The 14,072-nt window shown below is 59.2% G+C and carries 7 protein-coding genes and 1 tRNA gene; 6 read left to right on the top strand and 2 right to left on the bottom strand.

Annotated elements, in window-relative coordinates:
* Positions 1-166 precede the first annotated feature (166 nt).
* The 4 genes from dnaG to KVG88_RS14455 all read left to right on the top strand — a co-directional run bounded on the left by dnaG (position 167) and on the right by KVG88_RS14455 (position 8,017).
* The gene (gene dnaG / locus KVG88_RS14440) at positions 167-2,140 is read left to right on the top strand and encodes a DNA primase (RefSeq protein ID WP_217871866.1); all 1,974 of its coding nucleotides are present in this window, start codon (positions 167-169) and stop codon (positions 2,138-2,140) included.
* A 67-nt stretch (positions 2,141-2,207) separates the two neighbouring features.
* The gene (gene rpoD, locus KVG88_RS14445; RefSeq protein ID WP_217871867.1) at positions 2,208-4,055 is read left to right on the top strand and encodes an RNA polymerase sigma factor RpoD; all 1,848 of its coding nucleotides are present in this window, start codon (positions 2,208-2,210) and stop codon (positions 4,053-4,055) included.
* A gap of 123 nt (positions 4,056-4,178) precedes the next feature.
* Positions 4,179-7,925: a bifunctional diguanylate cyclase/phosphodiesterase gene (locus KVG88_RS14450; protein ID WP_150703846.1), complete on the top strand. Its 3,747-nt coding sequence runs from the start codon at positions 4,179-4,181 to the stop codon at positions 7,923-7,925.
* A gap of 15 nt (positions 7,926-7,940) precedes the next feature.
* A tRNA-Ile gene (locus KVG88_RS14455) sits at positions 7,941-8,017 on the top strand.
* Between the two features lie 352 nt (positions 8,018-8,369).
* Here the strand turns inward: KVG88_RS14455 and KVG88_RS14460 are convergent.
* Complete coding sequence (locus KVG88_RS14460; RefSeq protein ID WP_217871868.1) at positions 8,370-9,047, bottom strand: zinc metalloprotease; 678 nt, start codon at positions 9,045-9,047, stop codon at positions 8,370-8,372.
* Between the two features lie 112 nt (positions 9,048-9,159).
* Positions 9,160-11,514: a glucose/quinate/shikimate family membrane-bound PQQ-dependent dehydrogenase gene (locus KVG88_RS14465; protein WP_217871869.1), complete on the bottom strand. Its 2,355-nt coding sequence runs from the start codon at positions 11,512-11,514 to the stop codon at positions 9,160-9,162.
* Positions 11,515-11,699: 185 nt separating this feature from the next.
* On the opposite strand from KVG88_RS14465, the gene KVG88_RS14470 reads away from it, so the two are divergent.
* Both KVG88_RS14470 and KVG88_RS14475 read left to right on the top strand, forming a co-directional pair.
* On the top strand, positions 11,700-12,161 hold the full coding sequence (locus KVG88_RS14470; RefSeq protein WP_217871870.1) for an Lrp/AsnC family transcriptional regulator: 462 nt from the start codon (positions 11,700-11,702) through the stop codon (positions 12,159-12,161).
* A gap of 222 nt (positions 12,162-12,383) precedes the next feature.
* Positions 12,384-14,066, top strand: a complete 1,683-nt coding sequence (locus tag KVG88_RS14475) for a flavin monoamine oxidase family protein (RefSeq protein ID WP_150703850.1) — start codon at positions 12,384-12,386, stop codon at positions 14,064-14,066.
* The last annotated feature ends 6 nt before the right edge of the window (positions 14,067-14,072 follow it).

Genomic DNA, 14,072 nt, shown 5'->3' on the forward strand with positions numbered 1-14,072 from the left:
AATACTGATGAGTATTAACGTCAGTGGATTTTCGGCAGATACACTTCCCGATAGCGATTACGCAGACGACACTGGTCGAGCCGCACACCCTGCGCGCCTCAAACAATGACCCGCGTTTGGCCGCCCTTCGTTTCGGGCACCTTTAAGCGCAGATGACGAGAACGCCATGGCCGGGCTAATTCCCCAGAGCTTCATTGACGACCTTCTGAACCGCACCGACATCGTCGATGTGGTCAGCTCGCGCCTGCAACTGAAAAAAGCCGGCAAGAACCACACCGCCTGCTGCCCGTTCCACAAGGAAAAAACACCGTCCTTCAGCGTCAGCCCCGACAAGCAGTTCTATTACTGCTTCGGCTGCGGCGCTGGTGGCAATGCCCTCGGCTTCATCATGGACCACGACAACCTGGATTTCGTCCAGGCCGTCGAAGAACTGGCCAAAGCCGCCGGCATGGAAATCCCCCGCGAAGAAAGCGGCCGCCCGCACAAGCCGCGGCAACCGACCGATTCGCCACTGTATGCGCTGCTCACCGCTGCCGCCGACTTCTATCGCCAGGCCCTGAAAAGCCATCCATCGCGCAAAGCTGCCGTGGATTATTTGAAAGGCCGCGGCCTGACCGGCGAAATCGCCCGTGATTTTGGCCTGGGCTTTGCTCCGCCAGGCTGGGACAACCTGTTCAAACACTTGAGCAGCGATACCCTGCAACAAAAAGTCATGATCGATGCCGGCCTGCTGATCGAGAACGCCGAAACCGGCAAGCGCTACGATCGCTTCCGTGACCGGGTCATGTTCCCGATCCGCGACAGCCGCGGGCGCATCATTGCGTTTGGTGGCCGGGTCCTGGGCGATGACAAGCCGAAATACCTGAACTCCCCGGAAACCCCGGTGTTCCATAAAGGCCAGGAGCTTTACGGCCTGTATGAGGCGCGCAAAAACAACCGCAACCTCGACGAAATCATCGTCGTCGAAGGCTACATGGACGTGATTGCCCTGGCCCAGCAAGGCCTGCGCAACGCCGTCGCGACGCTGGGTACCGCCACCAGCGAAGAGCACATGAAACGACTGTTTCGCGTCGTGCCAAACGTACTGTTTTGTTTTGACGGCGACCAGGCCGGCCGCAACGCCGCCTGGCGCGCCCTCGAAGCCACATTGTCGAGCTTGCAGGACGGCCGCCGCGCGCGCTTTCTGTTCCTGCCCGAAGGCGAAGACCCGGATACCCTGATCCGCGCTGAAGGCACTGACGCCTTCCGTGCACGCATCAATCAGCACGCACAGCCGCTGGCCGACTACTTCTTCCAGCAACTCACTGAAGAATCAGACCCGCGCTCGCTGGAAGGCAAGGCCCACATGGCCACCCTCGCAGCGCCGCTGATCGACAAAGTGCCTGGCGCCAACCTGCGCATCCTGATGCGTCAACGCTTGAGCGAAATCACCGGACTGAGCGGCGAAGCAGTGAGTCAACTGGCTCAAAGCGCTCCACAGGAAGCGCCTCCGGCCTACGACCCCGGCTTCGATTACGACGCGATGCCCGATTTCAGCGACTATCATCAGCCGCAATCGCAAGAAATGTATGTGCCGCAACAAGAATGGACGCCGAAGAAACCCGGCGCCGGCGGCAAGAAATGGGACAAGAAACCGTGGGACAAGAACGGCAAGCGGGGCGGGGATCGCGATCAACCTCCGCGCAAACCGATTGCTGTCGAGGCCCCTACGCTGATTGCACTGCGCACGCTGATTCACCATCCGCAACTGGCTGGCAAGGTAGAAACCGCCAACCATTTCGCCAATGAGAGCAACACCTACGCGCAATTGCTGGTAGCTCTCATCGAGGCGGTGCAAAAAAATCCTAAGCTAAACTCAATTCAGCTCATGGCCCGTTGGCATGGCACGGAACAGGGTCGCTTGCTCAAGGCCCTGGCAGAAAAGGAATGGCTGATTCAGGGCGACAACCTTGAACAACAGTTTTTAGACACCATTACTAGGTTATCAGCGGGTCAACACACCGATAGCCTGGAAGAACTCATCAGGAAAGCGAAGCAGCCAGGATTGACTGCCGAGGAAGCAAATCAGATCGCAAATCAGATGCGCGACCTATTAAAACGCAATATGGCTGTACCAAACCCGACCTCAACTGGCGCGTGAGGTCATAGCTCAGGTATAATCCTCGGCTTGTTTTTTGCCCGCCAAGACCTTCAGTGGATAGGGTGTTATGTCCGGAAAAGCGCAACAGCAGTCTCGTATCAAAGAGTTGATCACACTTGGTCGTGAGCAGGGCTACCTGACTTACGCGGAGGTCAACGACCACCTGCCGGAGGATATTTCAGATCCGGAACAGGTGGAAGACATCATCCGCATGATCAACGACATGGGGATCAACGTATTCGAGGTTGCGCCAGATAAGGATTCCCTTATGCTGGCCGACGCCGATACCGACGAAGCCGCGGCCGAAGAGGCAGCTGCTGCGTTGGCAGCGGTCGAGACCGACATTGGTCGCACCACCGACCCGGTGCGCATGTATATGCGCGAAATGGGTACGGTAGAGCTCCTCACGCGTGAAGGCGAAATCGAAATCGCCAAACGTATTGAAGAGGGCATCCGCGAAGTGATGAGCGCAATCGCGCACTTCCCTGGCACGGTTGACCATATCCTCTCCGAGTACACCCGTGTCACCTCCGAAGGTGGTCGCCTGTCCGACGTCCTGAGCGGTTACATCGACCCGGACGACGGCATTGCGCCGCCTGCCGCCGAAGTGCCACCGCCAATCGATCCGAAAGCCGTGAAAGCGGACGACGATACCGATGACGATGACGCCGAAGCTTCGGATGACGAAGAAGAAGCTGAAAGCGGTCCGGATCCGGTCATCGCTGCACAGCGCTTTGGCGCCGTTGCCGATCAGATGGAAATCACCCGCAAGGCGCTGAAAAAGCACGGTCGCAACAACAAGGCAGCTATTGCTGAACTGTTGGTCCTGGCTGAGCTGTTCATGCCGATCAAACTGGTGCCGAAGCAATTCGAAGGCCTGGTCGAGCGTGTTCGCAGTGCCCTGGATCGTCTGCGTCAGCAAGAGCGTGCAATCATGCAGCTCTGCGTTCGTGATGCGCGCATGCCGCGTGCCGACTTCCTGCGCCAGTTCCCAGGCAACGAAGTCGACGAAAGCTGGACCGATGCACTGGCCAAAGGCAAAAGCAAATACGCTGAAGCCATTGGTCGTCTGCAACCGGACATCATTCGTTGCCAGCAGAAGCTGACCGCGCTGGAGACCGAAACCGGTCTGACGATCGCCGAGATCAAGGACATCAACCGTCGCATGTCGATCGGTGAGGCCAAGGCCCGCCGCGCGAAGAAAGAGATGGTTGAAGCGAACTTGCGTCTGGTGATCTCCATCTCCAAGAAGTACACCAACCGTGGCCTGCAGTTCCTCGATCTGATCCAGGAAGGCAACATCGGTTTGATGAAAGCGGTAGACAAGTTCGAATACCGCCGCGGCTACAAATTCTCGACTTATGCCACCTGGTGGATCCGTCAGGCGATCACTCGCTCGATCGCCGACCAGGCCCGCACCATTCGTATTCCGGTGCACATGATCGAGACGATCAACAAGCTCAACCGTATTTCCCGCCAGATGTTGCAGGAAATGGGTCGCGAACCGACCCCGGAAGAGCTGGGCGAACGCATGGAAATGCCTGAGGACAAGATCCGCAAGGTATTGAAGATCGCTAAAGAGCCGATCTCCATGGAAACCCCGATCGGTGATGACGAAGACTCCCATCTGGGTGACTTCATCGAAGACTCGACCATGCAGTCGCCAATCGATGTTGCCACTGTTGAGAGCCTTAAAGAAGCGACTCGCGAAGTGCTGTCCGGTCTCACTGCCCGTGAAGCCAAGGTACTGCGCATGCGCTTCGGTATCGACATGAATACCGACCACACCCTTGAGGAGGTTGGTAAGCAGTTCGACGTGACCCGTGAACGGATTCGTCAGATCGAAGCCAAGGCGCTGCGCAAGCTGCGCCACCCGACGAGAAGCGAGCATCTGCGCTCCTTCCTCGACGAGTGATACCAGAACCCCCGGCCCAGGCCGGGGGTTTTGTTTTATGGCAGATTAATATCTCCGCACGCCCCCTCCGCTCCATAGCCCGTCTACACTCGAAACATTCCCCAGAGCCATAACGAGACCGTTATGCCCAGACTGCCGACCGTGCTTTTTATGCTGTCGCTGATGACCTGGACCGCAACGGCTGGCGCGCTGACTCTAACCGACGAAGAACGTAGCTGGCTTGCGGCCCACCCGGACTTGCGACTGGGTGTCGATGCGTCCTGGCCCCCCTTCGAGTTTCGCGACGACGAGGGGCGGTATCAGGGCCTTGCGGCTGACTATATCAACGTGATTCGCCAGCGATTGGCCGTCAAACTGACGCCTATCGAACCGGTCAGCTGGACGGTTGTGCTCGATCAGGCCAAGCAAGGCAAGCTCGACCTCTTGCCAGGCATCATGTCGACGCCGGAACGCCAGGCTTTCCTGTCGTTCACCCGCCCCTACCTGGATTTTCCGATTGTCATCCTGGCTCACGTCGGCGGTGCCCAGCCCCGCAAGCTCGAAGACCTGTACGGGCTGAAAATCGCCGTAGTGGAAAACTATGCGCCCCACGAACTGTTGCGCACTCACCACCCGGACCTGAACCTGGTGGCCATGCCCAACGTCAGCTCGGCCTTGCAGGCATTGGCCACCGATGAAGTGGACGCCGTGGTGGGCGATCTCGCCTCCAGCGTATGGAGCCTGCGCCAGCTGAAACTCGACGGGCTCTACGTCAGCGGCGAAACACCCTATCGCTATCAACTGGCAATGGGCGTTCCACGCGACAACAAGATGCTGGTCGGCATCCTCGACAAAGTCCTGGCCGACATGTCGCCTTCCGAGATCAGCGCCATTCAGGAACAATGGGTCGGCAACGTCCTCGATCACCGTACGTTTTGGTCCGACCTGCTGATCTATGGCCTGCCCGGCTTATTGCTGCTGATCACCGTGCTGGCGGTGGTGATCCGGATCAACCGCCGGCTGAGTTCGGAAATTGCCCGGCGAGTCGACCTGGAACAGGAACTGCGCAGCAGCGAGTATCACTATCGCGGTTTGGTGGAAAGCTTGTCGGCGATCGCCTGGGAAGCGCGGATGAGCGATTTCACTTACAGCTATGTGTCGCCTCACGCGGAAGACCTGCTCGGCTACCCTCTTTCCCATTGGTTGATTCCGGGTTTCTGGCGCAACATCATTCACCCCGCCGATCTCATCCGGGCGCAGAGCTTTTGCGATCACGAAGTGTTGGCCGGACGCGATCACAGCCTCGATTACCGCGTGATCACCGCTGACGGGCGGTGCCTGTGGGTGCGTGACATTGTCAGCTTGATCGAGCACGGGCATGAGCCGGTGATGCGCGGGCTGATGATCGACATCAGCGAGGCCAAGCGCACTGAAGAGGCGCTACGTCTGTCGGAGCAAAAATTCGCTTCGGTGTTCCAGCAATGCCCGGACATTCTGGTCATCGCACGGCTCTCCGACGGTTGCCTGCTGGAGGTCAACGAGGCCTTCGAAGAACAGATCGGCCTACGTGCCGAAGACGTCATTGGACAGACCGCCACCGATCTCAACATCTGGGGCATTCCCGGTGTCGGGCCGGGCTTATTGCAACGCTTGCAGGCTGGAAGTATTCGCAATCTGGAAATGCCCTTTCGCCGTAGCAATGGCCAGGTGTTTACCGGCCTGATCTCCGCCGAACCGTTCGACCTCGATACCACCCCGGCACTGGTGGTGGTCGTGCGCGACATCACCCAACTCAAAGAAACCCAACAGCAACTGCAAACCTCCGAAGAGAAATTCGCCAAGGCTTTCCACGCCTCTCCAGACGGTTTGCTGCTGTCCCGGCAGAGCGACGGTCTGCTGATCGAAGTCAACGAAGGTTTCAGTCGCATTACCGGCTTCAACAGTGCGATGTCGGTGGATCGCTCGGCCCTGGATCTAGGGATCTGGGTCAACCTCAACGAACGCAAACAGATGCTCGACCTGCTGCACCGTGACGGTTTCGTCCGCGACTTCAGTTGCCATATCCGCCGCAGCGACGGGCAGATCCGTCTGTGCGAGGTGTCGAGCCGCCCACTGCCGATTGGCGACGAAGACTGCATGCTGACCATCGCCCGCGACATCACTGAGCGCCACCTGATGCAGGAAAAACTGCAACAGGCCGCTACCGTATTCGAGAGCACCGCCGAAGGCGTGTTGATCACCGATACCCAGCAACACATCAGCGCGGTCAACCGCGCATTCACGGAAATCACCGGCTACAGCGAAAGCGAAGCATTGGGTCACACGCCACGTCTGCTCGCCTCTGGCCTGCATGACAGTGCGTTCTACGCCGCGATGTGGCACCAATTGACGGCCGAGGGTCACTGGCAAGGCGAGATTTCCAACCGGCGCAAAAATGGTGAGCTCTACCCGAGTTGGTTGACCATCAGCGCCGTGCGCAACCGCGACAAGTTCATCACCCATTTCGTGGCCGTGTTCGCCGACATTTCCAGCCTCAAACACGCCCAGGCCAAACTCGACTACCAGGCCCACCACGACCCGCTGACCGGTCTGCCCAACCGCACGCTGTTCGAAAGCCGCTTGCTGGCCGCGCTCAACAGCCAGAAAGAAAACGGTGGCCAGGGCGCCGTCCTGTTCCTCGACCTCGACCGTTTCAAACACATCAACGACAGCCTCGGCCACCCGGTCGGCGACCTTTTGCTCAAGGGCATTGCGGTTCGCCTCAAGGAACAGCTGCGCGATATCGACACCGTCGCGCGTCTGGGCGGCGACGAATTCATCATCCTCCTGCCCGGCCTGCAGCAACCCAGCGACGCCGACAACATCGCCACCAAGCTGCTCAACTGCTTCACCGCGCCGTTCCAGGCAGGCGAACACGAGTTCTTTATCAGTTCCAGCATCGGCACCAGTCTTTATCCACAGGACGGCTGCGACGTGGCCACGCTGATCAAGAACGCCGACGCCGCGATGTACCGCTCCAAGGCCAAAGGTCGTAACCGGGTCGAAAGCTACACCCGCGACCTCACCGCCCAGGCCAGCGAACGTGTGGCGCTTGAGCATGAACTGCGCCGTGCTATCGAACGCAATGAACTGCACCTCTATTACCAACCGAAAATCAGCCTCGAAGACTATCGCCTGGTCGGCGCTGAAGCGCTGATCCGCTGGCGCCACCCGACCTTTGGCGACGTGCCGCCGGAACACTTCATTTCCCTGGCCGAAGAAAACGGCATGATCCTGCAGATCGGCGATTGGGTGCTGGAAACCGCCTGCCGGCAGATGCACGAATGGAATAAATCCTACGAGGGGCTCGGCCCACTGTCGGTCAACCTCGCCGGCGCGCAACTGCGCCAACCGAACCTGCTCGGACGCATCGAACAGTTGCTCAAGGACTACCGCCTCAAACCCGATTTCCTGCAACTGGAAATCACCGAAAACTTCATCATGAGCCAGGCCGAGGAAGCCTTGACCGTGCTGCATCAGCTCAAACACCTCGGCGTGCAACTGGCGATCGACGACTTCGGTACCGGCTACTCGTCATTGAGTTACCTCAAACGCCTGCCGCTGGACATCCTCAAGATCGACCAGTCCTTCGTCCGCGGCCTGCCAGATGACCCCCACGACGCCGCCATCGTCCGCGCCATCATCGCCCTCGGCCGCAGCATGCAATTCACCGTGATCGCCGAAGGGGTCGAGACCCAGGCACAACAACAATTCCTCGCCGCAGAAGGCTGCGAACAAATCCAGGGCTACATCGTCAGCCTGCCCCTACCCCCCGACGAATTTGCCGCGACGTTTCTTCGTACAACCGTATTGGATTTTTCGGATAGCACAGCCGCCAAACCGTCGTTATAATCCGCGACCTACTGAGGGCCTATAGCTCAGTTGGTTAGAGCAGAGGACTCATAATCCTTTGGTCCACGGTTCAAGTCCGTGTGGGCCCACCAAACAAGAAAGCCGCGCTTTTTGCGCGGCTTTTTCGTGCCTGGCGTTTGGTTTTGTTTACTTAACGTCTCGCTTTATCGGATGACGCCGTAGGACCTTGTATGCAAACTCCGAATCTTGCGGTTGGGCACTTTGCCGCCTTGGTGCGCGTTTTTGACGGGATAGTCTTTGGACGTCGCTGACCATTCAGTGATCGGGCTCGGAAACCCGTCGAATTCTAGCCGCAACAGTGTCCGCCTCACGATTGCTTGTATTTTTTGATCCTGAGTTATGACGGCTGTGCGTGGGACGCCTAGTGTTAGCGGCGACTGATGCACTGTCGCTTCTGGTGCAAGACGCTATGCTCACGAGCAATTAACGCCTCGACCTTTCGACATCGCTGCAGCGATCAGTCCAAGCCTGTAACGAAGGGATGGCCTGCACCGCCCGCAACCGCTCCAGCATCGGCCCCGCACACATGACTTCATACGTATCCGCCGGCCTTCCCCACTGCTCCACGATGACCATGCCATCCACTAGCATCACAGCCAATTCACCAATCGTCCCCGCCTGCTCCTCGATGATTTTTTGCGTCCGATCCCACAGCCGATCCGTCATCGTGTTGAGTTGCGCCGATATGCGTTCAGATGACGCGTCGGTCTCTGGATAGGCGAGGTTGCGCAGCAATTGCTGAAGCTCTCTGATTTTTGCGTAATCCTGCTCCGCCCCCAGTTCACCTTTGAGGATGGCTGTGGCTTTGGGCTTATCGACGCGTTTGGCGGCTGATGGTTTTGAAGGCAGTGTCTGGGCCATGGCGCCGGCCATGAGCACCATGATCCGCGCTTGCAAATAGTCCTTGAGGGTGTCTATCGACGAAATGGGGCGCACCAAGGAAATGGACGCCCCGCCTCGATGCCGCAGGTCCATGGTCACTGTCAGGGTCACTCCGCCCGTTTCAAATCCCAGCGCGCGGGCAACCACATAGTGACCCATTTCGTGATGGGCGATCTGCAAGGCACGGTCCCGTACAGCAGCAGGAAGCTTGGTTTTCATGTCCTTCACCTCGCGACCTCGACTACCTCAATCCTAGCCGATTTCCATACAGGTTCTTGCGCCCAACAAAAAGCCGCGCAATGGCGCGGCTTTCTGACTCAAGCTTCAGCCCTTACTTGGGCAAAGCGTAGGCGATTACATAATCCCCACGATCCGGCGACTGGCGTGCACCGCCTACCGTCAGCAGGATGTACTGCTTGCCGGTTTTCGGTGAAACGTAAGTCATCGGCCCGGACTGGCTGCCCACCGGCAAACGCGATTTCCAGATTTCGTTGCCGTTGCCGGTATCGAAGGCGCGCAGGTAGAAGTCCTGGGTGCCGGCGAAGAACAGCAGGCCCGACTGGGTGGCCAGCGATGCGCCGAGGGTCGGCATGCCGATCGGGATCGGCAGGTGCATGCGGATCCCCATCGGGCCGGTGTCTTGCACGGTGCCGACCGGGACTTGCCACATCAGTTTGTGGGTTTTGAGGTCGATGGCCGACATGGTGCCGAACGGTGGCTTCTGGCACGGAATGCCCACCGCCGACAGGAAGCGCTCGCGCATGGCGCCGAACGGTGTGCCTTCCTGCGGCACCACACCCATTTCGATACCGCTGGCCCCGGCGCCGATCTTGTCGCGCGGGATCATGTAGTTGGCCAGGCCCAGGCGCATGTCGTTGACGAACATGTAGTTCGTGTTCGGGTCGACCGAGACGCTGCCCCAGTTCATACCGCCCAACGAGCCGGGAAATTGCAAGGCGCGGTCCATGCCCGGCGGGGTGTAGACGCCTTCGTGGCGCATGCCTTTGAACTGGATGCGGCACATCAACTGGTCGAACGGTGTGGCGCCCCACATGTCGGATTCGGTCAGGGTTTTGTTGCCGATTGACGGCATGTCCACCGAGAACGGCTGGGTCGGCGAGTAGTGTTCGCCGGGCACATGGCCCTGCGGCACGGGGCGCTCTTCAACGCGAGCGATCGGCACGCCGGTTTCACGGTTGAGCAGGAAGATCTCACCTTGCTTGGTGACTTGCGCCAGCGCGGGCTGGGTACCGCCTTTGTCGTCCGGCACGTCGTACAGCAGCGGTTGGGCCGGCAGGTCGAAGTCCCACAGGTCGTTGTGGGTGGTCTGGAAGTGCCAGCGTACCTGGCCGGTCTTCACGTCGATGGCAACGACGGACGAGTTCCACTTGTTGTCCATCTCGGTGCGCTGACCGCCGAAGAAGTCAGGCGTCGCATTGCCGGTTGGCAGGTAGACCAGACCGAGTTTGGCGTCGTAGGACATGGCCGACCACACGTTCGGCGTGCCACGGGTATAGGTCTCACCAGCCGGTGGGCGTTTGGTGGTGTTCGGGTTGCCCGGATCCCACGCCCAGACCAGTTCACCGCTGCGCACATCGTAGGCACGGACCACGCCCGGCGGCTCACCGGTGGAGTAGTTATCGGCAACGCGGCCGCCGACGATCACTACGTCCCCTGCAACCAGCGGGGTCGAGGTTTGTTGATAGTAACCGGGCTTCACTTCGCCCATGTCGGTGGTCAGGTCAACGGTACCCTTGTTACCGAACTCTTCGCAGGGCTTGCCGGTTTCGGCATTGATCGCGATCAAGCGCGCATCGCCGGTCGGCAGAAACAGACGTTTCGCACAGGCAGTTGGCTGACTGTCCGAAGACACCGGGGTTTCGGAATAGCCCAGGCCACGGCAGCGCTGCCAGTTAGGCGCGGTGCCTTGCGGATCGAACTTCCAGCGTTGGGTGCCGGTGTCGACATCCAGGGCGAAGACTTTGCCGTAGGCGGTGCAGGTGTAGACCGTGTCGCCGATTTGCAGCGGGGTGTTCTGGTCTTCGGCGCCAGCGCCGGTGCTTTGCGGGATGTCGCCGGTGCGGAAGGTCCACGCGACCTGCAACTTGTCGATATTGCCTTTGTTTATCTGGTCCAGCGCGGCAAAGCGATTGCCGGCGGTGGTGTTGCCCCAATGCGCCCAGTCTTTCTGCTCGGTGCCCGGGGTAACCGGCGTTACCGCAGGCACGGTGGTGTTTTCAACCACGTGGGTCGGCACGAACATGTAGGCCATTGTCGCCACGACGCCAACACCCAGAATGCCTGCCAAACCGTAGGCGCCACGACCGCCGCTCGCGCCCGAAGCGCGGACCAGGGTCGGGTAGATCAACGCGACGACCAGACCGATTACAGCAAAGGTCAGCACCCGCGAAACCAGCGGCCAGTATTCGAGACCCGCATCCCACACGGCCCAGATGGCAGTGAGGATCAGCGCTACGCCATACAGCCAGGCGCCGAGCGGCTTGCGACGGGCAATCATCAACCCGGACACCAGCATCGCCAGGCCCATCAGCAGGAAGTACCAACTCCCGCCAAGCGCGATCAGATAACCACCACCGCCGACCAGGCCAAGCCCGATCAGTGCAATCAGCACACCCAGCCCCGCCAGCAGCCATTTGCTGCCGGCGGCAGCCCCAGAATTATTCATGTCGGAATTTTTCCCCATTTGTGACAAGGGCGGAATAATGTACTACATAGTTACTTATGGCAATTTGTCGCAGGCAGAAATCTCCTGAACGGTAGTAAGGCTAGACCAAGTATCCGCTGCGAGCGTCGTGCAGAAACTGCCTGTAACATGCTTGCGCATTGAGCCATGCCGCTGGAGAAGCCGCTTTGCCAGACACTCGCCCACCCACTCTCGATGAAATTGACCGCCAGTTGATTGCGGCCCTGCAGATCAACGCCCGTGAGAGCGTGGCCATGCTGGCCCGGAAACTGGGCATCGCCCGTACCACGGTGACTTCGCGCCTGGCGCGGCTGGAAAAAGCCAAAGTGATCACCGGTTACGGCGTGCGTCTCGGCCAGCGTGTGGTGGATGGCGGGTTGCAGGCGTATGTGGGGATTACGGTGCAGCCGCGCTCCGGCAAGGAGGTGTTGCGCCGCCTGAGTGCGATGGCGCAGGTGCAGCAGTTGTGTGCGGTAAGTGGCGAATTTGATTATGTGGCGTGGTTGCGCACCGATTCACCGGAGCAGCTGGACCAGTTGCTGGATCAAATTGGCAGTGTGGATGGGGTTGAGAAGACCACGACGTCGATCATCTTGAGCAGCAAGATTGATCGGGGGCAGCCGGTTTAAGTGTCAATCCGATGAACTTTCAGTGATTGGTCGGGCCTCTTCGCGGGCAAGCCCGCTCCCACAGTAGGCAATGTGCATCGCTTTATCGTCATATCGACCAATAAAATGGCAAAACGACGACACTTTGCGTCTTATTAACGTGTTCTGTGCTCTCTAGAATGGCTGGCATCTTTTCCTATACTCAGATGCGCATTCCGCGTCGGGTCGCCAGCAAGGTCAGCCATGAACAAGAACAATCGCCATCCTGCAGACGGTAAGAAACCAGTCACTATTTTCGGCCCTGACTTTCCTTTCGGCTTCGACGACTGGATCGAACACCCGGCCGGACTGGGCAGTATTCCCGAGCACAATCATGGGGCCGAAGTGGCGATTGTCGGTGCCGGTATCGCTGGGTTGGTGGCCGCTTACGAGCTGATGAAGCTTGGCCTCAAGCCTGTGGTCTACGAAGCTTCGAAAATGGGTGGCCGTCTGCGTTCCCAGGCGTTCAACGGTACCGATGGCATCGTTGCCGAGTTGGGTGGCATGCGCTTTCCGGTGTCATCCACCGCGTTCTATCACTATGTCGACAAGTTGGGTCTTGAGACAAAACCCTTCCCCAACCCGCTGACACCCGCCTCTGGCAGCACCGTCATCGACCTGGAAGGTAAAACCCACTACGCACAGAAACTGGCGGATCTTCCTGCACTGTTCCAAGAAGTGGCCGACGCCTGGGCTGATGCCCTGGAAGCTGGCTCGCAGTTCTCGGATATCCAGCAAGCCATTCGCGACCGTGACGTGCCACGCCTCAAAGAATTGTGGAACACCTTGGTGCCGCTGTGGGACGACCGCACCTTCTATGACTTCGTCGCCACTTCCAAAGCGTTCGCCAAACTGTCGTTCCATCACCGCGAAGTGTTCGGCCAGGTCGGTTTCGGTACGGGCGGCTGGGATTCGGACTTCCCCAACTCCATGCTGGAAATCTTCCGCGTTGTCATGACCAACTGTGACGATCACCAGCACCTGGTAGTGGGCGGCGTGGAACAAGTGCCTCAGGGCATCTGGCGCCATGTACCGGATCGTTGCGTGCACTGGCCGCAAGGCACCAGTCTCAAGTCGCTGCACCGGGGGGCGCCACGTTCCGGCGTGAAGAAAATCGCTCACGCCCCCGATGGCCGTTTTGCGGTCACCGACAACAACGGCGACACCCGCGAATACGCCGCTGTGCTGACCACTTGCCAGAGCTGGCTGCTGACCACCCAGATCGAATGCGACGAAACCCTGTTCTCGCAAAAAATGTGGATGGCGTTGGACCGCACCCGTTACATGCAGTCGTCGAAGACTTTCGTGATGGTCGACCGCCCGTTCTGGAAGGACAAAGATCCGGAAACCGGCCGAGACCTGATGAGCATGACCCTCACCGATCGCCTGACCCGTGGCACTTATCTGTTCGACAACGGCGATGACAAGCCGGGGGTAATTTGCCTGTCGTACTCATGGATGAGTGATGCACTGAAGATGCTGCCGCACCCGGTGGAAAAACGGGTGAAACTGGCACTGGATGCGTTGAAGAAGATCTACCCGAAAGTCGACATCGCCGCGCGCATCATCGGCGATCCGATCACCGTGTCTTGGGAGGCCGATCCGCATTTCCTCGGGGCCTTCAAGGGCGCCCTGCCCGGCCACTACCGGTACAACCAACGCATGTACGCGCACTTCATGCAGGACGACATGCCGGCCGAACAGCGCGGTATCTTCATCGCGGGCGACGACGTTTCGTGGACGCCAGCCTGGGTTGAAGGCGCAGTGCAGACCTCGCTCAACGCGGTGTGGGGCATCATGAAACACTTCGGCGGTGCAACTCACGCCGAGAATCCGGGTCCAGGAGATGTGTTCAACGAGATCGGACCGATCGCCCTGCCCGAGTAAGAGGAT

Source organism: Pseudomonas azerbaijanoccidentalis, from assembly GCF_019145495.1.
GTDB lineage: Bacteria > Pseudomonadota > Gammaproteobacteria > Pseudomonadales > Pseudomonadaceae > Aquipseudomonas > Aquipseudomonas azerbaijanoccidentalis.